The organism is Tepidibacillus decaturensis (assembly GCF_001561915.1).
In the GTDB taxonomy this organism is placed as follows: Bacteria; Bacillota; Bacilli; order Tepidibacillales; family Tepidibacillaceae; genus Tepidibacillus_B; species Tepidibacillus_B infernus.
In genome coordinates this window covers 1935185-1959079 of the sequence record NZ_LSKU01000001.1, presented here as the reverse complement: position 1 = coordinate 1959079, position 23895 = coordinate 1935185, and the positions used below count along the sequence as shown (strand labels likewise).

At 35.9% G+C, this 23895-nt stretch carries 25 protein-coding genes and 1 other annotated feature; of the genes, 19 read left to right on the top strand and 6 right to left on the bottom strand.

The features are described from left to right. Nucleotides 1-942: a ribose ABC transporter permease gene (gene rbsC / locus U473_RS09265; protein ID WP_068725599.1), complete on the top strand. Its 942-nt coding sequence runs from the start codon at nucleotides 1-3 to the stop codon at nucleotides 940-942. Nucleotides 943-990: 48 nt separating this feature from the next. Then, nucleotides 991-1929 carry a ribose ABC transporter substrate-binding protein RbsB gene (rbsB, locus tag U473_RS09260; protein WP_068725596.1) on the top strand — a complete coding sequence of 313 codons (939 nt, stop codon included), beginning with the start codon at nucleotides 991-993 and terminating at the stop codon, nucleotides 1927-1929. 42 nt (nucleotides 1930-1971) lie between these two features. Here the strand turns inward: rbsB and glpX are convergent, their stop codons facing one another. Then, a complete protein-coding gene (glpX, locus tag U473_RS09255; RefSeq protein WP_068725593.1) occupies nucleotides 1972-2940 on the bottom strand; it encodes a class II fructose-bisphosphatase in 969 nt (322 codons plus the stop codon). Nucleotides 2941-3096: 156 nt separating this feature from the next. Between glpX and U473_RS09250 the strand changes: the two genes are divergently transcribed. Then, a complete protein-coding gene (locus U473_RS09250) occupies nucleotides 3097-3534 on the top strand; it encodes a DUF86 domain-containing protein (protein WP_068725591.1) in 438 nt (145 codons plus the stop codon). Between the two features lie 109 nt (nucleotides 3535-3643). Further along, entirely contained in the window at nucleotides 3644-4279 is a 636-nt protein-coding gene (locus U473_RS09245) for a helix-turn-helix transcriptional regulator (protein ID WP_068725589.1), read from the top strand. Between the two features lie 19 nt (nucleotides 4280-4298). On the opposite strand, the gene U473_RS09240 is transcribed toward U473_RS09245, so the two are convergent. Together U473_RS09240 and U473_RS09235 are read right to left on the bottom strand one after the other, a co-directional pair. Then, nucleotides 4299-6377 (bottom strand): HD domain-containing phosphohydrolase, encoded by a 2079-nt coding sequence (locus U473_RS09240; protein WP_068725586.1) that lies wholly within the window; start codon nucleotides 6375-6377, stop codon nucleotides 4299-4301. Between the two features lie 153 nt (nucleotides 6378-6530). Beyond that, nucleotides 6531-7034, bottom strand: a complete 504-nt coding sequence (locus tag U473_RS09235) for a phosphatidylglycerophosphatase A family protein (RefSeq protein WP_068725584.1) — start codon at nucleotides 7032-7034, stop codon at nucleotides 6531-6533. A 144-nt stretch (nucleotides 7035-7178) separates the two neighbouring features. Between U473_RS09235 and U473_RS09230 the strand changes: the two genes are divergently transcribed. From U473_RS09230 to U473_RS09220, 3 genes are read left to right on the top strand one after another with little or no spacing between them, the layout of a single operon-like run. Next, on the top strand, nucleotides 7179-7970 hold the full coding sequence (locus U473_RS09230; protein WP_068725582.1) for an SDR family oxidoreductase: 792 nt from the start codon (nucleotides 7179-7181) through the stop codon (nucleotides 7968-7970). 51 nt (nucleotides 7971-8021) lie between these two features. Then, nucleotides 8022-9014, top strand: a complete 993-nt coding sequence (locus U473_RS09225) for a 2-hydroxyacid dehydrogenase (protein WP_201024175.1) — start codon at nucleotides 8022-8024, stop codon at nucleotides 9012-9014. After that, a complete protein-coding gene (locus tag U473_RS09220; protein WP_068725580.1) occupies nucleotides 8998-9231 on the top strand; it encodes a DUF1450 domain-containing protein in 234 nt (77 codons plus the stop codon). The genes U473_RS09225 and U473_RS09220 overlap by 17 nt, the downstream gene beginning before the upstream one ends. A 78-nt stretch (nucleotides 9232-9309) precedes the next feature. On the opposite strand, the gene U473_RS09215 is transcribed toward U473_RS09220, so the two are convergent. After that, nucleotides 9310-9540 (bottom strand): NifU family protein, encoded by a 231-nt coding sequence (locus tag U473_RS09215; protein ID WP_068725577.1) that lies wholly within the window; start codon nucleotides 9538-9540, stop codon nucleotides 9310-9312. A gap of 261 nt (nucleotides 9541-9801) precedes the next feature. Here U473_RS09215 and U473_RS09210 point away from each other — a divergent pair, with 261 nt between their 5' ends. Next, on the top strand, nucleotides 9802-10140 hold the full coding sequence (locus tag U473_RS09210; RefSeq protein ID WP_068725576.1) for a DUF1462 family protein: 339 nt from the start codon (nucleotides 9802-9804) through the stop codon (nucleotides 10138-10140). 5 nt (nucleotides 10141-10145) lie between these two features. After that, nucleotides 10146-10403 (top strand): DUF1450 domain-containing protein, encoded by a 258-nt coding sequence (locus U473_RS09205; RefSeq protein WP_068725573.1) that lies wholly within the window; start codon nucleotides 10146-10148, stop codon nucleotides 10401-10403. 57 nt (nucleotides 10404-10460) lie between these two features. On the opposite strand, the gene U473_RS09200 is transcribed toward U473_RS09205, so the two are convergent. Next, nucleotides 10461-11363: a LysR family transcriptional regulator gene (locus U473_RS09200; RefSeq protein ID WP_068725570.1), complete on the bottom strand. Its 903-nt coding sequence runs from the start codon at nucleotides 11361-11363 to the stop codon at nucleotides 10461-10463. Between the two features lie 370 nt (nucleotides 11364-11733). On the opposite strand from U473_RS09200, the gene U473_RS09195 reads away from it, so the two are divergent. From U473_RS09195 to proC, 6 genes are all read left to right on the top strand, one after another. After that, nucleotides 11734-13923, top strand: coding sequence for a molybdopterin-dependent oxidoreductase (locus U473_RS09195; RefSeq protein ID WP_068725568.1), 2190 nt, complete (start codon nucleotides 11734-11736; stop codon nucleotides 13921-13923). Between the two features lie 3 nt (nucleotides 13924-13926). Next, nucleotides 13927-14658 (top strand): 4Fe-4S dicluster domain-containing protein, encoded by a 732-nt coding sequence (locus U473_RS09190; protein ID WP_068725566.1) that lies wholly within the window; start codon nucleotides 13927-13929, stop codon nucleotides 14656-14658. Further along, on the top strand, nucleotides 14651-15355 hold the full coding sequence (locus tag U473_RS09185) for a formate dehydrogenase subunit gamma (RefSeq protein ID WP_068725564.1): 705 nt from the start codon (nucleotides 14651-14653) through the stop codon (nucleotides 15353-15355). The genes U473_RS09190 and U473_RS09185 overlap by 8 nt, the downstream gene beginning before the upstream one ends. Before the next feature lie 213 nt (nucleotides 15356-15568). After that, nucleotides 15569-15782: a binding site (T-box leader), on the top strand. Between the two features lie 85 nt (nucleotides 15783-15867). Then, nucleotides 15868-17001, top strand: coding sequence for a glutamate 5-kinase (proB, locus tag U473_RS09180; protein ID WP_068727597.1), 1134 nt, complete (start codon nucleotides 15868-15870; stop codon nucleotides 16999-17001). Further along, the gene (locus U473_RS09175; RefSeq protein ID WP_068725562.1) at nucleotides 16998-18242 is read left to right on the top strand and encodes a glutamate-5-semialdehyde dehydrogenase; all 1245 of its coding nucleotides are present in this window, start codon (nucleotides 16998-17000) and stop codon (nucleotides 18240-18242) included. The genes proB and U473_RS09175 overlap by 4 nt, the downstream gene beginning before the upstream one ends. Before the next feature lie 11 nt (nucleotides 18243-18253). After that, nucleotides 18254-19090, top strand: a complete 837-nt coding sequence (gene proC, locus U473_RS09170; protein ID WP_068725560.1) for a pyrroline-5-carboxylate reductase — start codon at nucleotides 18254-18256, stop codon at nucleotides 19088-19090. Here proC and U473_RS09165 read toward each other — a convergent pair. Further along, on the bottom strand, nucleotides 19081-19938 hold the full coding sequence (locus tag U473_RS09165; RefSeq protein ID WP_068725557.1) for an alpha/beta hydrolase: 858 nt from the start codon (nucleotides 19936-19938) through the stop codon (nucleotides 19081-19083). The two genes, proC and U473_RS09165, sit on opposite strands and share 10 nt — an antisense overlap. A gap of 198 nt (nucleotides 19939-20136) precedes the next feature. On the opposite strand from U473_RS09165, the gene U473_RS09160 reads away from it, so the two are divergent. From U473_RS09160 to U473_RS09145, 4 genes are all read left to right on the top strand, one after another. Continuing rightward, nucleotides 20137-20472, top strand: coding sequence for a hypothetical protein (locus U473_RS09160; RefSeq protein ID WP_068725555.1), 336 nt, complete (start codon nucleotides 20137-20139; stop codon nucleotides 20470-20472). Nucleotides 20473-20750: 278 nt separating this feature from the next. After that, nucleotides 20751-21920: an IS256 family transposase gene (locus tag U473_RS09155; protein ID WP_068725552.1), complete on the top strand. Its 1170-nt coding sequence runs from the start codon at nucleotides 20751-20753 to the stop codon at nucleotides 21918-21920. Nucleotides 21921-22105: 185 nt separating this feature from the next. Beyond that, nucleotides 22106-22624: a VanZ family protein gene (locus U473_RS15700; protein WP_068725550.1), complete on the top strand. Its 519-nt coding sequence runs from the start codon at nucleotides 22106-22108 to the stop codon at nucleotides 22622-22624. 336 nt (nucleotides 22625-22960) lie between these two features. Further along, nucleotides 22961-23599, top strand: a complete 639-nt coding sequence (locus U473_RS09145; protein WP_068725547.1) for a hypothetical protein — start codon at nucleotides 22961-22963, stop codon at nucleotides 23597-23599. Nucleotides 23600-23895 lie beyond the last annotated feature (296 nt).

Here is a 23895-nt window from a genome sequence, read left to right as displayed (position 1 = left end):
ATGGGGGAAAAACGGATTGCAAAGCTATTTAAAAATCTAGGTCCATTAATAGGTCTAATTATTTTAGTCATCGTTTTATCTATTCTTAACTCCAACTTTCTAACAACTAATAATCTTTTAAATGTACTACGACAAGTTTCTATCAACGCTCTTATCGCTTTTGGGATGACTTTTGTTATCTTAACTGGAGGAATAGACCTATCTGTAGGTTCTATTTTAGCTTTAACAGGTGCGTTAACAGCGGGACTGATGTCAAGCGGAATTGACCCAATTTTAGGTTTTCTTGTAGGGTTATTATTAGGAGCAATTTTTGGAGCGTTTAACGGAATCGTTATTGCTAAAGGGAAAGTCGCCCCCTTTATAGCTACACTTGCAACCATGACAATATATCGTGGGTTTACCTTGGTTTATACCGATGGAAGACCAATTACAGGTTTTTCTGATAGCGTTTTCTTTACAATGCTTGGAAGGGGATATTTTTTAGGAATTCCAATGCCCGTGATCTTTATGATTATCGCTTATTTTATTTTATTTTTCATACTTCGTAAAACAGTATTTGGTAGAAAAGTATATGCACTTGGTGGTAATGAAGAGGCTACCATTCTTTCAGGAATCAAAGTTGATCGGGTAAAAATCTGGGTGTATTCATTAAGCGGCGCACTATCTGCATTAGCTGGAATTATATTAACTTCTCGTTTAAATTCTGCTCAACCTACTGGAGGTGTCGCTTATGAATTAGATGCTATTGCTGCAGTTGTATTAGGAGGAACAAGTCTTTCTGGAGGTAGAGGGAAAATATTCGGAACATTAGTTGGCGCACTTATTATTGGCATATTAAACAATGGATTAAATTTATTAAATGTATCTTCCTTCTACCAGCAAGTAGCGAAGGGAGGTGTCATCCTTTTAGCGGTATTGCTTGATAGAAGAGAAGCTTCTTAGCATTTATCTTTATTGCAAGACATTAATAAATTAAAGGGGTGTCAAAGAATGAAAAAATGGTTTTCTTTGTTTTTAGTCATGATGTTAAGTATTGTCTTATTGGTAGGATGTTCGACAGAGCCAACAGGAAGTGAAAATAAGGATGCTGATAAAATAGCGGGGTCTAGTGAGAAAATTAAAATCGGCCTTTCTGTTTCTACCCAAAACAATCCCTTCTTTGTTACATTACGTGATGGAGCTGTGAAAGCGGCTGAACAACAAGGGGTAGACCTTATTGTAGTAGATGCTCAGGACGATTCTGCAAAACAAATTAGTGATATTGAAGATTTAATCCAACAAGGTGTTAGCGCGATTATTGTTAACCCTACTGATTCTGCTGCTGTTACTTCTGCTATTGAATCAGCCAATAGTAAAAATATCCCTGTAATTACAGTAGATAGAAGTGCTGATGGCGGTGTTGTTGCTACCCATATTGCTTCAGATAATGTTGCTGGTGGTAAAATGGCAGGTGAATATATTCTCGAAAAACTTGGGAACAAAGGAAAAGTTGTAGAACTTGAAGGAATTCCTGGTTCTTCAGCAGCACGTGAACGCGGTCAAGGGTTCCATGAAGCAGTAGATACAGTAAGTGATATTGAAGTTGTGGCAAAACAAGCAGCAGATTTCGATCGCGCGAAAGGTTTATCTGTAATGGAAAATATAATACAAGGTACACAAGAAATTAACGCGGTTTTTGCGCATAATGACGAAATGGCATTAGGAGCACTACAAGCATTACAAGCAGCTGGTTTAAATGACGTGATTGTTGTGGGATTTGATGCGACAGATGATGCTGTTAAAGCTGTTCAAGAAGGAACACTAACGGCAACGATTGCTCAGAAGCCTGCTCTAATGGGTGAAAAAGCGATAGAGGCTGCATTAAAAGTAATTAAAGGGGAAACTGTTGAGAAATTTATTCCAGTTGAGCTAGAGTTAATTAAAAAATAATAAAGAAAAAGTAATATTTTAGGGGGAGCTTATTATGCTCCCCTATACCATTACCAAATGAGGTTTATTAGGTAGACTATGAACCGCACGTATGAAACGGACTGTCTTGGTTTTGGCCCGCATCACGATTGAGTGGGTTTCAGCTAAGTCACCACCCATAAAACGAACTCCCTTTAATAGTTCTCCATCTGTAACGCCGGTAGCTGCAAAAATAGCATCATTACCTTTAACTAGATCGTTCATCATAAGGATCTGTCTAGGATTGCTTAACCCCATTTGAATACATCTTTGATATTCTTGTTCATTCATGGGAACAAGTCGTCCTTGCATTTCCCCACCTAATGCCTTGATTGCGGCAGCTGAAATTACCCCTTCAGGAGCACCACCTGTTCCAATGAACAAATCAATTCCTGTCTCTGGGAAAGCAGTAGCAATCGCAGCACCAACATCTCCATCACCAAAAAGTTTAACTCTCGCCCCAACACTTCTTACCATTTCAATCAATGCATCATGGCGTGGACGTTCTTGGATAATAACAGTCAAATCCCGTATCCGTTTGTTATTTGCTTTTGCAACAATCTCTAATGTTTTTTCAAGGGGATCGTCCAAATGGATTTGGCCAGCGGCTCGTGGCCCAACCGCAATTTTTTCCATATACATATCTGGTGCATGAAGAAGATTACCTTTATCTGCAATAGCGATAACTGCCATCGCATTTGCTGTCCCTTTGGCAACAATATTTGTTCCTTCAAGGGGATCTACAGCAACATCTACTTCTGGAGAGGCAGCATTTCCTAATTTTTCACCAATATATAGCATAGGTGCTTCATCTAACTCACCCTCACCAATAACGACTGTTCCATTCATGGCCACAGAATCAAACATTGCTCTCATCGCACTAGTTGCTGCTTGATCAGCCTCGTTTTTTTTACCTCTTCCCATCCATTGGGCAGATGCTAAAGCAGCTACTTCTGTCACACGAACGATTTCTAATGCAAGCTCTCGTTCCAACTAAGTCACTTCTTTCTGTTGTAATTTCCTAGACCATTTTAACAAAAATCTTTCTTGTTTTGTGAAGTTTCTAGAAAAATATAATTGGGAATGAAAAGGAATTTTGTCTCTATCTGTCGAATGTGAATAGCAAGATATAAAAGAGGGGGAGCAAGGATGTATGATGTTGATCGTGAAGGAATAGACGAAGTATTAAAATATAGCAGACAAAAATTAGAAGCAATTCAACCTTGGCTACATATTACTGAAGAAGAATTGGTTCAGAACGAACTTCTTATTCTTGCTTTGGAAAGAGCAGCACATTTAGCGATTGAAGCGATTGTAGATGTGGGAAATAAACTAATTGATGGGTTTATTATGAGAGATCCAGGCAGTTACGAAGATATTATAGAAATTCTTAGGGATGAGCAAGTGATTCCTGAACAAGATGCTATTCTTTTGAAAGAATTTGTGGCTTATCGTAAGATTTTAGCTCATCAGTATACTAAAACCAATTCCATTGAATTACATCATTTACTAAAAAAAGTGTTTGCAACGATATTGCAGTTTGAAGGTCATTTACGCAGGTATTTATCTAAGGAATTAGGCATATAATGATAATATACATTACTACATTTTTTATATTTAAATGTTTAGTAATTTACTTATATTGAATAATCGGCTAAAATAAATGTATGAAAACAACATGAAGGGTGGTGACAATATGGCAAATGACCACTTGTCAACCAGAGATGAAATCCTTTTTATGCTGAAAACAAATGGTTCTTTAACCGTAAGTGAAATATCTAAGGAATTAGGAATAACAGAGATGGCTGTTAGACGGCATTTAAATACGTTAGAACGTGACGAACTGATTCGATCAACATTAGTTCGTCAAGCAATGGGTAGACCAACGAATTTATATTCTTTAACGGAAAAAGCAGAGGATCAGTTTCCAAAAACCTATCGAGATTTAGCCAAAGATCTACTAGATGCAATCGCAGAATCAGAAGGTATAGAAAAGATAGAAGTTTTATTTGATAAGAGAGAACAACGTCTTCGTAAGCGATATCTCGAAAAAATGGCTGGTCGAACTTCCTTAGATGAAAAAGTTAAGGCTTTGGTAGATATTCAAAATGATAAGGGTTATATGGTAGATTGGGAAAAAGTCGAAGATGGTTTTTTAATTAAAGAGTATAATTGCCCTATTGCTGAAATTGCTAGGGACTATAATCATGCCTGTGAAGGTGAGAAGAAATTATTTAAAAATGTATTAGGAACTGAAGTAGAGTCTGTTCAATGTATGGCTAGAGGAGACCATAGTTGTATCTATAAGATTAAACAAAAAGTGAATAGCTAGAGAAAAAGCTACGCTTTCATTACAAAGCGTAGCTTTTTGCTAAGATTTTTTCATTATGTTCCAATTGGATTTGCTTAAGTTCATCAATTGGAATCTCTAAAAAGGCTTGTGCACACATCGGGCAAAAGTGACTTCCAATTGCGTTTTTAATGACTTCTCTCGCGAATTCAATCGATTTTGGTTCTTTGTAAGGCCTTTTACTAGTAATCGTATCAAAGGCATCAGCGATCGCAAAAATTCTTGCAGGTAGAGGTATTTCTTCTCCAACTAAGCCAAAAGGATAACCTTTACCATCGAAATGTTCATGATGATAAAGGACAACATCTACAGCTCCTTCTAAAAACTCGATATTTTGAATCATTTCATAACCGATTTGAGGATGTTGCTTCATGATTTTCCATTCCTCATCTGTTAATTTTCCTGGTTTAAGAAGAATAGCATCAGGAATGCCTATCTTACCAATATCATGAAGAAGTGCTCCCCACTGGATTCTTTTCATTAGAGCTTCATTCACATTTAATCTTTTGGCGATTGCCAAACTAAAGGACGTTACTCGCCTAGAATGCCCTTGAGTTTCTGCATCCTTTTTATCCAACGCAACGGTTAAAGCCTGAATCATCATCAAATTGGTTTTTTCTAACTGGGCATTTTTCAAATGTCTTAAGATATGTGTTCCTAAAGGACGAATATATTCATTTGCTATGTATATTGACTCTTGGCTGAAACGGATCGGATAGTTTCGATCAATTAAAAGAAAAACGCCCACACATTGATTTTCTACTTCATCACATAATGGAACCATCAAACCTGATTTTCCAACTCTTTTACCAAGTTTCGGATGGATATCAGAAAGGGCAAAGGATTCGTTTATCGCCAATGTTTGTTTTTCCATAAAGCTACGAACAATGATAGAGTTATCAGTAATCGCTAATTCAATGTTAGGTTGATTTAAGAGCTTTAATGTTAAACGTTCTTGATCTAAAAGCCATACATAAACTTCTGAGTAATGTAGGTAACGTTTTGCTAATCGGGCGTTTTTTAATAGAGTTTGTTCCAATTGATCAGTATAACCTAATTCGGTAGACAACTGTTTAACCACTTTTTTTATTCTTCTTACTTCAGATTGGTAGACAATCTCAATAATATTATCTAGGGAAGGACTTAGTTGTAGAATGAGTTGGCTTATCGTTTCAATTTCCCACTCATTATATGCATTTTCTCTTTCACTATAAATATGAATAACTCCAATCGGTCTTCCTTTAACGATAAATGGAATTCTTAACGTCGTCTTAAAAGTTAAAGGATAAGTAAATTGATCTTCATTATAGAATTCATTTTGATTGGTTACTTGTGGTATTCGTTTCTTTAATATCCCTTTTGTCGCTGACCCATCTAAGGGGAGGATTTTTTTCATTAATGGAACTACTTCACGGTTTAAATAGATGGGGAAGCAAATCATCTCTCCAATTCGAAATGGATGGGGGAAAGTTATTTTCAATCCATCAAATCTCATCACTTTTAATAGTTCTTCTACTAATTCTGGATAAGCATGAATCACTTCTCGGTTTCTTGAGGTAACGGTAGTAATTCTACTAATGGCATGAAGGATATTATAATTTATCGCATTATATATAGCAATGGTTGAACTGGTTGCCAAGGAAAGAAGAAAGTTTACATCATCTTGTGAAAAAGCATGAAGCTGTTTTGAACCAAAGTAAATGGCTCCTAATGGTTGCTGGTTCATAATAAGTGGAATGCAATATTGGGACTGAATAGGGACTTGAAAATGATTGACTTCATTTGGAAAGGTAGAGAGATTGTTTACTAATAAGGGTTCTTTTACCTTTACTACACGCCCGATTATTCCTTCGCCAACCTCTATAGAATGATTTCCTATAATACGATCAGATAGAGAACCAGTCTTTCTTTTTAAATATAATTTGTTCCCTTCTAACATATAAATACAGACGAGGTCAAATTGGTTTAGTTTTTCGATTTCATTGATAATAGAAGTTAAGACAGTGTTAAGATCATAGCTTGTCACAAACGAATGGCTTATATGGTATAACGTTTCTAATTTTGAGTGAAAGGAATCCATCATCTTATTCTCCTTTAAAATAATAGCCATTTTTTGAACTTAATTGATAAATTTCTACTTAAACTGCCTTTTTCCTTCATGCAAACGTCCACTTTTCTCAAAAAAAGATGAGAAAATGTCATTTCTCATCAGAATGTGTTAATAAGTTCAGCTTTACCGTGTTTGACTATGAGCGATACGACTAGATGCTGCAGCTGCAATTGCTCCTACAATATCATCAAGGAAGGTATTCACATGTACACCATCATGGGCATTCAGTTTTTCTAATATTCCCGGTTTCATTTTATCGATGAATCCATAGTTGGTAAAACCAATACTTCCATAGACATTGACAATGGATAAAGCAATAATTTCATCAATACCATAAAGGCTTTCATCTTGGAAAATGATTTCTTGTAAAGGGGATTCTAATGCCTTTTTCTCTGCCAATTTGTCTAATTCAATTCCTGTGATTACAGCGTTTTGAACTTCTCTTTTTTCTAACACCTTGTTGATGTGCGATTCACATTCTTTAAGGGTAATATTTGGGAAATACTTTGACTGAAGAAAATAAACTAATTCTGCAATATCGTGTATGGTGACCCCTCGTTCATCTAATAATTGTAATGTCCGTTGATAGAGCTTTTCATCTGAAATGCGGACAAAATTTTCTTTCATTATAACTACCTCCTCTTATGATCAATAGTTTTGCCTTAAGTCTTAGGTTTCATCCAATGCACTTTTCACACTATGAATACATTGTATTATAAAATCTGGATTTGTATACTATACACATATCGTTAGATGAATGGAGGGTTGATCATGGCAGCTAAAGGAGTTGCCCTTATTATAGGCGGTTCACAAGGTTTAGGCAAAGCCACTGCGCTTGCACTGGCAAAATCAGGATACGATCTAGTCATAAACTATCTGACCGATCATAAGGCTGCAGAACAAGTCGTTTCCGAAGTCAATCATCTAGGACGAAAGGTTTTTGCATTTCAAGGGGATGCAACGAATTACCAAAAGATGCAGGAATTATTTATAGAGGTAAATAGCGAATTTGGGAGATTAGATGTTTTGGTTCATGCTGCAGGTCCATTTATCAGAGAACGAAAAAACTTTTATCAAATGTCGATCGATGAAATACAGCAAATGGTTCATGGTAATTTACTTAGTGCCATGTACACAACTTCTCTTGCATTACCTTTAATGAGAAAACAAAAGTTTGGCCGAATTATCTTTTTTGGCTTCCATCGAGCAAATGAAGCTCCTTCTTGGCCAGACCGTTCTGTTTATGCAGCGGCAAAAGTTGGGCTGGTCTCCTTTTGTAAGACATTAGCAGTAGAAGAAGCCCCCTATGGGATTACTGTCAATATGATATGCCCTAGTGATATTATTGGTGAAAATAAGGAAAAAATGATACGTGATGTAGCGCTTTTAAAGGATAAAGAATCTCTTAGAGGGAGGCCAGGTTCTGGGGAAGATGTATCTAGAGTGATTGAATTTTTGTGCCAAAAAGATTCAGATTTTGTAACGGGCAATACGATTAGTGTAAGCGGTGGACTTGATATTATTTATCCAGTGTCTAAACAAAATCCTAAAAAAATAGACTAGGCTATGTTAGACTTGAGATAAATATTGCGAATCATTATGGGGGGAATAAGGTTGAATAAACCGTATGTGTTTGTATCTAGAAAAATTCCTGAAGAAGCATTGGAAAAATTAAAAGAGGTATTTATAGTAAGTGTTTGGGAAGAAGATCGTCCAGTACCAAGAGAACGTTTATTAGAGGAAGCTAAAAAAGCTGATGGGTTTTACATCATGTTAACTGAGAGAATTGATGAGGAGTTATTAAATCAAGCCAAACACCTTAAAGCGATTTCGATTATGGCTGTTGGCTATGATAATATCAATCTTCCCTTGGCAACAGAGAAAGGAATTGTGGTGACTCATACCCCAGGAGTATTAAGTGATACGACAGCAGATCTTACTTTTGCGTTACTGATGGCAACAGCAAGAAGGATTACGGAAGCAAACCGGTATGTTTTAGAAGGGAAATGGGATAGCTGGGGTCCAATGTTAATGGCAGGACAAGATGTATATGGTGCAACGATTGGTATTATTGGGATGGGAAGGATTGGTGAAGCGGTAGCCAAACGTGCAAAAGGATTTGATATGAAAATCCTGTATCATAACCGAAAGCGTCGTATAGAGGTAGAAGAACAATTAGGAGCAGAGTATCGCTCATTAGAAGATTTACTAAAAGAATCAGATTTTGTTGTGTTACTAACTCCTCTAACTCCTGAAACAGAAAAGCTCATGGGTAAAAGGGAATTTTCGTTGATGAAGTCTTCATCGATCTTTATCAATGTTTCAAGAGGGGCAACTGTTGATGAAGAGGCGTTGTATGAAGCCCTTGTCCAGAAAAATATCTGGGCGGCAGGTTTGGATGTATTTCGGGAAGAGCCGATTCCAATGGATCATCCTTTATTAACATTAGAAAATGTAGTCGTCCTTCCTCATATTGGGAGTGCAAGTATATCAACAAGAAAAAGAATGGCAATGATGGCAGCTAACGGACTCATTGATGCACTGAACGGGAAAAAGCCAAATCATATGGTGAATCCTGAGGTATGGAACAATGGAGAAAAAGCATAGTATTGAGTTCTGTAGTGCCAATCTACTTAATGGCTCAAAAAAGGTCTATGACCAACTGAAAGAAAAAGAAAATATAAACCTATATGAGTTTGGCTGTTTAGGCCATTGCCGCCAATGTATAAGAACTCTATTTGCTATGGTTGATGATCAGTATGTATCAGCTGAATCAGTTGAGGCATTATACGTAGAGATTATGAAAAGAGTAGAGGATAGATAATGTAAACAGTCTTCTATTTTACATCAAGTACCTTAATTACATAGGCGCCGTTTTTTGTAAGATAGAAGACATTGTTTTTTACCAAACTTGTTGAACTTCAGTGATTTTCCCAGGTAATTCTTCCATCAATGCACGTTCAATCCCAGCTTTTAAGGTGATGGTAGAACTAGGGCAAGCACCACAGGCTCCCATTAAACGTAATTTTACAATTCCATCTTCTACGTCCACTAATTCACAATCGCCACCATCACGTTGTAGGAAAGGACGTAATTGATCAATGATTTTTTGTACTTCTTCAAATAATGACATATGATTGACCTCCTATTAAGATTATGAAAGAAAGTATAACTTTCTTTACATGATGATAAATGGGACCCCGCAAAAGTAATCGGAATACGCTTCGAAAGAGAACGTCACTTTTGTGGGCTATTTTATAAGCTAAAGGTATTGTAACATAGGAAAAGTTTTTTAACTATATGATAATACTTTGTGAAACTTTGAATATCATCATTTTGCAAATATTTGTGTAAAATAGATAAAAAGATGCAAGTGGGTATAGGAGATGTTTGTATGAGAAGAACTGAAGATGGAAAGCTTGAAGTATTTGTATATGGTACAGGAATCATTTGTGCGAGTTGTGTCAATGCACCTTCCAGTGAAGAAACGGCTTCTTGGTTACAATCCTTATTTAACCGAAAATATGGAGAGCAAATCCATGTCAGATATATTGATTTTCAAAAACCAACAAACGAAGAAGAGAAGGCCTTTGCAAGAAGAATGATGCTTGAAGATTTATGGTACCCTGTAGTCTTAATAGAGGATGAAATTGTAACAGAAGGGAATCCTAATCTTAAGAAGATCTTTAAGAAATTAGACCAATTAGGAATAAAGCCTATTGAGGATGAGTAGACAAAATGAATCCAATGATCGAATTTTGTACGAATAACTATGTCCATGGTACAGACAACATCAAACAAAAGCTAGAAGATAATCCAGAATACGATGTGATAGAATATAATTGTCTAGGACACTGTGAACGATGTGCCGTTACTCCTTTTGCAGCTGTAGAAGGAGAATTCATTGAAGCAGATGATCCAGACGATCTAATAGATCTGATTGAAGAAACAATAGAAGAACGTAAGGCATTTGATGATTTGTTTGATCAATTGTAGCGGTGTAATTTCCATTATATAGGATTTTCTTATGACCCCTTGAACAATCAAGGGGTTTTAGCATTTAATCAAATCTTTTGTTTCTAATAAGTAAGACAAGAACTGCTGGCCAATCGCTGAGATGTTTTTTGGTTGATAGAGTAAGTAATAGGAAGTCTCTAATTCTAATCCTTCGATCGTCAAGGGGTGTAAGAGTCCTTCTTCAACTTCGTACTCAATACAAGACTTATAGAAGAAAGATGCCCCTAATCCAGAAATGACTGAGGTTTTTAATGCTTGTATACTACTCATTTCAGAAACTACATCTAAGGTTTGGATTGGAAATTTCATCTGGGATAGTTTATTTTCAATTGAGCGACGAATCGGTAAAGAAGGTGATGCCAAAATTAAGGGAATACTCTCTAGTTCATTAAGCGAGATCGCCTCATTTTTTGCAAAGGATGAATGGTAGGATACGGCTAAAATAATAGGATCTGTTCCAATCTTTACAGATTCAATTCCAACCTGACCAGTACTACCATCCTCAATTACTCCAAGATCAATCTTTTTTTCTTGAAGTTGTTGAAATATCTCTTCCTTTTGAAAAATGGAGACATCAATCCGAACTTCGGGATACTGTCTTCGAAAGCTTCCCATTGTATAAGGCAATAAAAAGTTACCAAACGCTTCAGTAGCACCAATATGTATTAGATTTTCATTCTGTCTCAACTCGTTTAATTTCTCTTTCATTGCTGCATGAATTTCAAAGATTTTTTTGATATTGGTATAAACGATTTCACCCGCTGGATTTAATTGAACACCTTTCACTGTTCGAAAAAAAAGTTGATGACCATAATACTGTTCTAATGATTGAATGAGGGAACTAACTGCTGGTTGTGTGAGATGAAGTTGTTTTGCTGCTTTTGATATACTCCGTGCCTCAGCTACGGTAATAAAAACCTCTAACACATGGATGTTCAAAACTAGCCCTCATTTCTTTGATAGTATATGATAACAAAACAAAACAAAACGTATCTATCATTATTCTAAATGCTTTTCAAATAATTTCATAGTTTTTTGATAGATTAGACAAATAATGTACACAATTTAAAATTTCTTTAAATATAAACAAACTGAAAAAATAAAATATTATGACTATTTGTGAATTTAATCACAATACGGATATAAAAGAATTCTTATACTCATATAAAAAGATGAAATAGCTAATTAGAATCAAGTTGGTTTATAATGAAATCAGAAAATGTATGTGATTATTTTCACATATTACGAATGGACTCGAATTTCGAATCTAGTAAAATTAGTTTTTTTAATCAGCTAGGGGGAGTTATAAATGGGTGAACAGAGAAGGATTAGTCGAAGGGCTTTCTTAAAAGCTTCTGCAGCAACAGGAGCAATCTTAGCAGTCGATTTCAAATTTGGCATGAACAAATGGGCACAAGCAGAAGAAAAGGGAGAGATAAAGAAAATACCAACACTATGTAATGGCTGTACCAGTCGTTGTGGAATCATCGCAACAGTAAAGAATGGACGTGTAATCAATATTGAGGGGAACCCGGAACACCCGACAAATAAAGGAACATTGTGCGGAAGAGCTTATGGAGCCGCAATGTTAACTTACCATCCTGATCGTTTAACAGGGCCAATGAAACGAGTCGACAATCAATTTGTACCAATATCATGGGAACAAGCCAACAAAGAAATAGGAGATAAATTAAAGGAAATCATCGGAAAATATGGCCCGGCAAGTGTGATGTATATGCATAATCCAAAAGATGTAGGAAAGTTTTACGGTGGCCGATTTATGAAGGCGATTGGTAGTAATAGTATTCAGACTCACCATTCGGTTTGCTATATTTCGAGAGATGTCGGATTTGAATATACTTTTGGAAGAACACCAGCTGCAGACAGTTCGAGTGCGAAGTATATGTTATACATTGGTCGAAGTGTAGGGGATGGAATTAAACCGAGTCATTTGCAAGGAATGATCAAAGGAAGAGATCAGAAAGCAAAGATAGTATGTGTGGATCCAAGACATAATGCTACTGCCAACATTGCCGATGAATGGGTACCGATTAAACCAGGAACAGATCTTGCGTTATTGCTAGCTATAGCGAATACAATGATTCAGAACGATTGGTATGATAAAGCATTTATTGAGCAAAATGCCATCGGATTTGAAGAATTTAAAAAAGAGATTCAAAACTACACGCTAGATTGGGCGGAGAAAATAACAACGATACCAGCGGCAAAAATCATTGAGATTGCAAAGGATTTATCAGCTGCAAAACCACATGCCTTTATCGATCCATCATGGAAAGGGGCTTTTGGTTGTAACTATATGAATAGTCCGGAAACAGCGAGAATGGTTGGATTGGTCAATGCAATGTTAGGTAACCTTAATCAAAAGGGTGGTATATATTTTGCGGTTGAGCCTGAATTAGGAAAATTAGATTCTACTAAACATCCATCTCCTGAAAAGCCAAAAGTAGACCATATCGATGGATCCGGAGTGAAGGGGCAATATCCACTTGTTCCAAGTTCAAAAGGTATGCCCCACCGAACACCTGGATTAATTGGCGAGGGTAAAGTAAAAGCCGTCTTTATTAACCATTTTAATCCTGTTCGAAATACCCCAGATCGCCAATACAACATTGATGGTTATAAGAAGGCAGAGTTGGTAGTTGTTTGTGATATCTGGATGTCAGAAAGTGCCGAGCTAGCTCATTATGTTTTGCCAGAGCCAACCTATCTAGAAAGAACAGAAATAGTAGAACCGCTTTCAGGAAAAACAGGAGCTGTGACAATACGTCAACAAGTGATTGATAAAGTCCATCCGAATACTAAACCATTTAGTGAGATCATTATTGGTATAGCTAAGGAAATGGGATTAGGCCAATATTTTAATTTTACGATCGATGAATTAAATGAGGCACTATTAAAACCAACTGGAATTTCTTATAAAGAGTTAAAAGAAAAAGGTGTCGTAAAGACAAAAGAATCGGTGGAATTTGGGAAAGTTCCTAAGTTAAAAACCGAATCAGGAAAAATTGAATTTTATTCAGAGGCTTATAAAAAAGCTGGATTCTCGCCAATTCCGGTTTGGCTTGCACCAAAAGTGGAGCCAAAGCAAGGAGAATACCGTCTAATATGGGGAAAACAAAATGTTCATTCTCATTCTTCTACTGCAAATATTCCTCAGCTAATGCAAGTGACAAAGGATTATAACTTAGAAAGAGTTTGGATTAACACGAAAAAGGCTAAGGAATTAGGAATTAAAGACGGTGATTTCGTGATCATTGAGAACAATTTATTTAAAGGAAAAATTCGAGCAAAAGTTACGGAACGGATCTTTCCCGATGCCATTTTCTTACCTGGGGGATATGGAGCTTTTGCTAAGAATCTCAAAATATCAAACGGATTTGGATTATGTCCAAATGATTTTGTAAAAACAGGAACTGACCCAATATCTGGGAATGGATTAATGATGGAAACTGCTGTAACAGTTCGAAAGGATGTGTAGTCGATGGCACGATATGGAATGTTAATTGATACAACTCGATGTGTAAGCTGTTATGCTTGTCGACTTGCTTGTCAAATGAAAAATGAACTAGAACAAGATGAAGCATTTATTCACTTTCTTGAAAAAGAAGAAGGGACTTATCCTAATGTAAAAGTGAATATTCTCCCAATCCAGTGTCAGCATTGTGAGGATGCTCCATGTATGAAAGCATGTCCAACAGGTGCAACGTATAAGACAGAGGACGGAATTGTGTTAGTGGATGAAGGCAAATGTATTGGCTGTAAATATTGTGTAGCGGTTTGCCCTTATAATGCACGTATTGAAGTGAAACGATCGAAGACGATTCAAAAGTGTAACTTCTGTTCGTCAGAATTACAAAAAGGTGGAGAACCAGCTTGTGTCAAAACTTGCATTCCAGAGGCGAGAATCTTTGGTGATTTGGACGATCCATCAAGTACGATTAATCAAGAGATTCAAAAACGTAATGCTAAGCCTATTCTAGCAAATCAAGGAACTCAACCTAAAATTTATTATGTGAGTGTTATGAATCCGAAATCAAGTATCAATGAGCAGGTTTCAAAACTAGCCGATTGGCGTGATGATCTGATTAAACCAGCTGGAGGCGTGCTACTAGGAGCAACTGCTTTAGGATTAATGGGTAATTATGCTGTCGCTGCAATCTCTAAGAATAAAGAAGAGAATCACCATCAAGAAGGAGGAGAAGAAAATGAGTAAGAAGAACAAAGTGTTTCGATATACAAAAGCTGATAGAATCATGCATTGGGCAGTCGCATTTGGATTTGTCTTGCTAGCGATTAGTGGATTTATTATTTTCTTTCAAGGAAGTGCCGCATTACTATCGACTAAATTAGGAATTGGGGTTCGGATTGTACACCGTATCGGTGCAATCTTCTTTGTAGCTGCACCCATGATCTATTTGATTTTCTCCCATAACAGATTTTGTTGGTTATGTGTATTTAAGTGGAGTAAGCAAGATCTTGGTTGGTTAAAGGCTGCTCCAAAGCATTATTTCTTTGGTGGGGATGGAATGCCGCCACAGGAAAAATACAATACAGGGCAAAAACTATATTATTTGTTTGTCGTGATATTTGGACCGATTCTTGCCTTAACAGGGTTTGCGCTTTGGTTTGATTGGTTCAAAGAGAATCGATTCATCATATTAATTTTGCATGATATTGGTGCTATTACGCTTGTTGCTTTCTTCTTTGTCCATGTTTATTTATCCGCTATCCATCCAAGAGAACGGGTTTCATTTGAGGCTATGGCAACTGGCTTTATGGATCAGGAGTACGCTGAACACCATCATAAGCTATGGTATGACAAGGTAAAAGATACGAATCTCGTTGCAATTGATGAGAAGAAAAATCCAAAATCCTTTAAGACAGCAGGATTTTCACATTTAATGAAATAATTCCTCAGTTTTATTACACCCTTATGGTTATAACCATAAGGGTTTTTTAAGACAAGCATATTCGCTGCTGAGATCTTTAACTAAGCTATCAGAATCCTGCAATAATACTAATTTAATCGTTGGTTTCAAAATATTTTATAACAAAACTTGACATTCTCTACTACGTTAAAGCATAATATAATAATAGAAACTTACAATGATTCATTAAAAATGAACAATGTGTTGAAGAGGATTAGTAGGTCTTTCCTGTGAAACAGAGAGTAAGACCCTTGGCTGTAAGGCTTACCACAAGGGATTCCGAACCCACCTCGGAGCGGCTAGGGACTTTTTTAACCTAGACAGGGATCTTCTGCCTGTTATCAAGAAGAAAGTGGGCTTAATAGCCAATCAAGGTGGTACCACGGAAGAAAACTCTTTCGTCCTTATTTAATAGGATGAAAGAGTTATTTTTTTTCAATTGGCATGAGACCATGAATATAGTATCAGGAGGATTTACAACAATGAATGGTAATATCAAAAAACAAAGAGTAGTTGTTAAGATAGGGAGCAGTTCCTTGACGAATAGTCATGGTGGACTTTCACAGGATAAATTAAATAAACACGTAAAAGCAATAGTTGCATTACGAAAACAAGGGCATGAAGTCCTACTTGTCTCATCAGGTGCTGTTGCAACAGGTTTTACTTTACTAGGTTATCCTAGCCGTCCTGCAACCATCGAAGGGAAGCAAGCAGCGGCAGCGGTTGGGCAAGGACTATTGATACAAGCATATAATGATGCATTTAGTAAATATGGCCTTGCAGTAGCACAAATATTAATTACCCGTATCGATTTTTCTAAACGACAGCAATATAACAATGTCTATAATACTTTATCTGTTTTACTAAAGCGAGGCATAATTCCAATTATCAATGAAAATGATACCGTCGCAATTGATGAATTGACATTTGGAGATAATGATATGTTATCTGCTCTTGTAGCTGGTTTGATTCATGCAGATACATTAGTGATTTTGACAGATGCGGACGGGCTTTATGATTCCGATCCGCGTGTTCATCCTCATGCGAAAAAGTTTAAACAGGTTGATGAAATTACACCTGAAATAGAAGCACTAGCAACCGCCTCAGGTTCTTCAGTTGGAACAGGGGGAATGAAATCAAAAATCTTAGCGACAAAATTAGCTTTATCTTTAGGAGTTCATGTTTTTATAGGAACTGGGAATGGAAAAGAAACGTTGACCGATATTTTGGAAGGAAAAGGAAAAGGTACCTATTTTGGCCATTCATTGTTAAGTACATTAAAGTCAAAAAAACAATGGATTGCTTTTCATTCTGATACCAATGGCCAAATCATCATTGATGAAGGAGCTGCTTTTGCTCTTATTCACGGCGGGAAAAGTTTACTTCCTGCAGGTGTGACATATGTTGATGGGAATTTTTTACCTGGTGAAGTTGTGGAGGTTTACTCCATAGATGGCCATTTGCTAGGTAAAGGACTGATCAATTACTCATCGGCACAATTAAAGGAAGTTCAAGGGAATTCTACAGAATATGCTAAAAATCATTTGGATATCGAGCGGATTGAAGTGATTCACCGTGATGATTGGGTTGCTTTACAAGAAAAGATTCAGGAGGTTGTAACAAAATGAATGAATTGATGATAAAAGCAAAAAAGGCAAAAGAGATTGTTCAATCATTAGGTATTCTTTCAACAGCAACAAAGAACCAAGCATTACTGGTGATTGCTGATCAATTAGAAAAACAATCTGAATATCTGATTCATGAAAATAAAAGGGATATTGAGGAGGCAAGAAGTGCAGATGTAAGTCAGGCATTGCTTGATCGGATGATCCTGAATGAAAAACGCATTCATGAAATGGCAGAGGGTCTTCGATTATTAGTGGAGATTCCTGATCCAATTGGAGAACAAATAGAATCTTGGGAACGACCCAATGGGTTACAAATTACAAAAGTTACAGTTCCTTTGGGAGTGATAGGCATGATCTATGAGGCTCGTCCCAACGTAACCGTAGATGCAGCAGGATTATGTTTAAAAACAGGAAATGCTGTTCTTCTTCGGGGGAGTTCATCTGTCATCCATTCAAATCAAGCGATTCTAAAAATCATTCATGAAGGGCTTAAGCAAACCGGTATACCAATGGAAGCTATACAACTGATCGAAGATACCAATAGGGAGACAGTAGACCAGATGTTAAAGCTAAATGAATATCTTGATGTATTGATTCCACGTGGGGGAGCGCAATTGATTAAAACTGTTGTCCAAAATGCTTCCGTTCCGGTGATTGAAACAGGTGCCGGTAATGTTCATGTCTACATTGATAAAGATGCGGATTTAGAAATGGCAAAACGAATCACTGTGAATGCCAAAACGCAAAGGCCATCGGTTTGTAATGCTGCAGAGACATTATTGGTTCAAAAAGATTGGGCTAAAAAATATCTGGTAGAGCTGCTTGCCGAATTAAAAGCAAAGAATGTGGAACTTAGGGGATGTGAAACATCCCTAAGCATTGTACCTGAAATCAAAAAGGCAACGGAGGAAGATTGGGAAACAGAATATCTAGATTACATTATGGCGGTCAAAGTCGTAAATGATGTTGAAGAAGCAATAGCTCATATCAATCGATATGGCACAAAACATTCGGAAACGATCGTGACCAATAACACAGAAACTGCTGAGCGATTCCTACAAATGGTGGATGCTGCTGCCGTATATCACAATGCATCAACCCGTTTTACAGATGGGTTTGAATTTGGGTTTGGGGCTGAAATAGGAATTAGTACACAAAAACTACATGCAAGAGGACCAATGGGATTAAAGGCTTTAACCTCTTATAAATATATCGTTTATGGTGATGGTCAAATTCGTTAGGAGGCAAGAAAATGTTTGAAGATAAAAAAATCTGTTTTATTGGTGCAGGTTCAGTGACTGAAGCAATGATCGCCGGTCTAGCCCAAAAGAAATTGATACCTCTTGAAAACATAACGATTTTAAATAGAGAAAATCAGCAACGACTTTTTCAACTAACTAAGAAGTATGGAGTAATTTCTTCTGCTAACAAACAACAATCGATTAGTGAAGCCGATATATTGATTTTGGCTGTCAAACCAAAGGATATTGCAGAGTCTTTGCTTAACATTCGTGAGGCAACTCATCAAAAACAGTTAGTCCTGTCAGTTGTAGCAGGTGTAACGACAGATTACATTAGTGATTTACTTCAACATCATGGGCCTGTCATTCGTGCCATGCCAAATACCTCGGCGATGATTGGTATGTCTGCGACTGCGGTAGCTAAAGGAACCTATGCCAAGGAAGAAGATTTAAAAATTGTGATCTCTGTTTTAGAGTCTATCGGAACGGTATCGATTGTTGATGAAGAGCTACTCGATGCCGTTACCGGATTATCTGGCAGTGGTCCAGCTTATTTTTATTATATGATTGAGGCAATGGAACAAGCGGCTGTAGAACTTGGATTTGAACATCATAAAGCAAGGGAATTATTGATTCAAACATTAATCGGTGCTGGTCATATGTTATTGGAAACCAAAATAGACCCTACAATTTTAAGGGAAAAGGTAACAAGTCCCGGGGGAACAACGATGGCAGGATTAAAAATTTTAGAAGAATATCATTTTCAAGAAGCAATCAAAAGCGCGATTAAACAAGCAACAAAACGCTCAAAGGAGTTGGGAGCCATCTATTCCGAGTTTTATAAATAATGATCTACCCACCGAAAGATTAGATTAATCGCTTGATCTTGATATGGTTCATATAAAGGGCAATGGCCGCCATCTATTATTTCCGCGTAAGCCTTATCTTGCAAAGGAATGGCATCAACAAAAGATTTTATCATCTTTGGATCGATGATAGGGTCTTTTTTTCCACATAAACAAAATGTTGGTTGTGTGATATTAGCCACTTTTACCATTGCATGATTCCCATGATGTAATAATTCCGTAAGCCAACGGGGTGTATAAAGTTTGTTTGCTAATGGGTCATTTAACATTTGCATAGACCCCTTTGGTAATATGGGATCCAACCAGCTAATTTTTTTCAGATGGATGTACCATCTAAATGGGTTAACTGTTAAGTCAGGGGTTAACCAAGAAAATAATTCAATAAGCACGTTTATTGATTTTGGTAGTGGTTTCTTAAGAGCTATAGCAGGTGAAGATAAGATGATTCCATTGATATGATTTGAATATTCTTGAACATAACGAATAGCAATAAGGCCACCTAAACTATGCCCTAATAAAAATAAAGGGGTTTTTTGGAAATCAATTTTTACTAATTTAATTAAGATATCTAAATCCTCTAGATATTCCGTAAAACGAGAAACGTGGCCGCGAGGTCCTTCAGACTGGCCAAACCCTCGAAGATCAGGTGCAATGAAAGCGATCTGGTTTAGTAAAGCTTTCATTGCAACATGGGAGAATGCCCCAGAATGTTCACCAGCGCCATGAACTAAAATAACAAGCGCTTTAGGTTGATCTGGGATCCAATACCGAAGATATAATTTTGTTCTTTGTGCTCCTAGATAATATGTGTCATATGATTGAAACTTCATGTTCTTAGCCTCTTTATCTGATGCGTTTACCCTTGCCAATACTTTATATAGTATTTACATACAGGCCTCGCTTATACCATTATCAATGAAAGAATTGAGCAAAATAATTTTAATTTTATTCTAGGAAAAACTACTTAAATTTACAAATAATAGATTTATATTCCTGTATCTGCGAATAGTGATACTTGGGAGTTGACTATGAATTATAGATATGTTAGTGGTGCAGATAATGGTCAGTTTCATAGTATGGACGAAGGAGATATGTTAATAGATGGAGGAATATGGGCAACATCGAAGGACGGAGGCGCTGTAGGTAGCCCTTATAAGGTTTACTTCGATATCTATGAATCTGTATGGGGGTCAGATAGATACGTAGGTGTAACTTCTGTAACACCAGATTCTGAACTCGGAAAAATAACAAATTTTTCGGGTAGTTTTGGCTTACAAGCAGCTGGTGAATACTATATAGTTGCGTATAAAGTAAATGATGATGGTTGGAACTTAGCGGCATCTGGAACAATTAGTACAGAATAAATATTTCGATATTTGTTTAATGATAAAGTAGCCTCAAAAAATTTTTGAGGTTACTTTATCTAGTATTATTTACCTAAGGAGAGAGTAAATCAATGGTGGATTTTGATATATTAACATTAATTACTGGTTTTATAATTCTGGGGATATTATTTATTATTTTAAAGTTTAAATTCAAAAAGGGATGATATAAAATATTTTGTGTAAGCTCTTGGCGAAATAAATAAAGTAGGGTATCCTCGGAATTGACGAGATTCCATAACGTGAGGAGATACCCTACTATGTCATCTAGTATAACGAATTCCGAGCTCTCTATTCAACTAGAAAATATTATAAGCGACTTCATTAAAGAAAAAATTGAACTCATCATGAAAGAAGAAATAAACAACTTTCTTAAGGTCGAAAGACCTGATCTTGAAGATAGTAAAAATGGGTACTATCATCGATCACTAGATACTCGATATGGTCGTATTGAGAACCTTACAGTTCCACGTGATCGTATGGGTGAATTTCAAACTCAAGTCTTCGAACCCTATCAACGCCGAGATGGATGGCTTGAAGATGCCATTATTAAGATGTATCAAAGTGGCATGAGCACACGTGAAATTGGTAAGTTTATCGAGAAAATCCTAGGTTCTTCTTACTCACCAACGACCGTTAGTAATATTACGAATATCGTTCTCGAAGACATTGAACAGTGGCAAAAACGAACACTGAATAAAAGGTACTCAGTTTTATATCTAGATGGTATTTACACTAAAGTTCGCCGCGACGTAGTTGCGAAAGAAGTTATTTATCTAGTTGTTGGAGTTAACGAAGACGGATTTCGGGAAGTTCTTGGTTTCTATGTCGGTGGTAACGAAAGTTCTTTGGGCTGGCAAGAAATCCTCCAGGACCTATATAAGCGCGGATTAAAAGAAGTTCTTCTTGGCGTATTTGATGGACTTGCTGGTTTAGAAGAAGCCTTCAAATCCGTATATCCTAAAGCGGATGTGCAAAGATGCGTTGTTCATAAGGTGAGAAATACCCTAAACCATGCACGTAAAAAAGACCAAGCAGAGATTGCTGAGGATCTTAAAACAGTATATCGTTCGAACACGATGCAAGAAGCACTCAACCAATTTGAGCAATTTCGAGAGAAATGGAATAAAAGATATCCAAAAGAAGTTCAATCGTGGGATAACGATTTATCTGTATTACTCACATTTCTAAACTACCCAACCTCTATTCGAAGTGTAATTTATACGACAAATTGGATTGAGCGAACAAACAAAGATATTCGTAAGCGTCTAAGACCAATGAACAGTCTTCCAGATATAAAAGCAGCAGAGAAAATTGTTTATCTAACGATCCAAAATTTAAATGCTGAATGGGCAAAAAGAAAATTACGTGGCTTCGCAGAAGCCCACCACCAATTACAAACTATGTTTAAACAACGATATGAGGGCTAACTCCCCCAAATACTTTTTTTAAAAATACATGAGCAATTTTTATTAACACTAAACTATTCTCGCCTGAATATTCAATCTATTTATTTTTATAAAGCAAAAAAATAATACAGGAAATTCTGATGGATATCCAGCACGGAATTACACAAAATTCTTGACACTACCCAAAAAAGGATAATGTTTATCTTATTTTCTTATCTATTTTTTATATCTATTTATTATATGTTCTTAAATACACAATATTTCCCATATCTATATCTGGTAGTATGGTGGAAATTTTTAGGGAAGAGTTGGCCTTTTCAACAGGTATTAACATTATTCCTTTTAATTTTGACTCAATTAACTATTTATTAAGCAAGCAAGTATTTTATAATATTTTATTATCAATTCCTTTTGGGTTTGGAATATCATATATAATTAGCATCAATAGAAAAAAGTTAATTTTCTTTGGAATCATGTTTGGAATCATAATAGAAGGACTGCAGCTACTGATCTCTTTATTCTTAGGATTTCCATATAGAAGTATTGACGTTAATGATCTTATATTGAATTTTATTGGAACAATTATTGGTTACAAAATCTTTAAAATCTATTCATTTTTATTCATTATGTCCGTGAAAAAATTTGATATCAAATTAAATACATTATTAGAGTACATACATAAAGTTTCTGAGAAAGCAGTCAATGTCAATGTTAATAAGAAATAATCACTTGAGGTGCAGATAAATGAAAAAGGTAGTTTTTGGGGTAATTATACTCTTGCTTCTTTTTAGACTCAGTAGTAGAAACGTCTCTAGGTATAACGGGTTTTATTAGGAAAAGATAAATCACATCTTTTCCAGGGTAGGATTCTGCTCGATTTCCATTAAGGAGTCTAAACAAATTCTGACCTTGAAAGAGTTACTTCCATTTTACCAATTCTGAAAAGGCGTTTTTCTGTCAATAAACAAATTTATTTTGGTCAAACTCAGTCACAGATTGAATTAGATCAAAAATTTACTGTGCTAAAATTGAGTAATGATAAAAAAAGGGGGGAACAACTATTGAAGAAATTTGCAATAATCTCATTAATAAGCATAATTATTATTACTTTAAGTACAGGTTGTCAATCGAATACAGATAAACAAATACCGATCAAGATGAAGAGTCAAGAAGAGCAAATGCAAATTCAAAACAACTATACCTATGATGATTATAAACACGTTTATGAAGAGGTTCTATTGGAAACTGAAAAATTTGATATAAAAGATGCTAAATTAAAAAAATGGGTGATTAGAACACTCATTCAAGAAAAATTAAACTATGAAACTGACCTAACACAAGAACAAGTTCTGCAATTGTCCAAAGAGAAAATGAATAAAGAAAAAGCTTGGAAAGAAATTGCTGCGAAAGAGTATGGTATAAAATTAAAAGACAATGAAATTGATCAATATATTAAAGATAGTCTTGATACAGTTGATGTACCAAAACAGATGAAGGCTTATGCCGATGTATTAGGACTATCTATTGAAAATTTAAATTATCGTTACGATAGAGATCTATATGAAAAGAATTTAATTTGGGAAAAATTAATTCCAAAGTTAGAAGAGAAATATTCTACCAATGATATGAAGGTTCTTCTTCAAAAGTATAATGAAGAAGTTGATAATACTGTTAAATCAATTGGTACTTTAGTTGAATAAAGAAAATTAATAACATAAAAAAGGAAAGATATCGCTTTTTCTCCTTTTTCACTGCTTATAGTGGTGTTATTTCACATGTTAAAAACTATGTAATACCCACGAAAGAATTAAACAACATAAATAGTGAAAATGTAAAAGTTATCCTGTTTGACGACTCAGGTAATCAAAGAGTTATAAAAGAATCATTGAAAAAATAACACTTCGCAGAAATCGAAGTGTTATTTTTGTAGCTTCTTTACAAACTGATCAACTTCTTCTTGAACATATTGTATAAAAATTTCATTTCCCTGTAACCC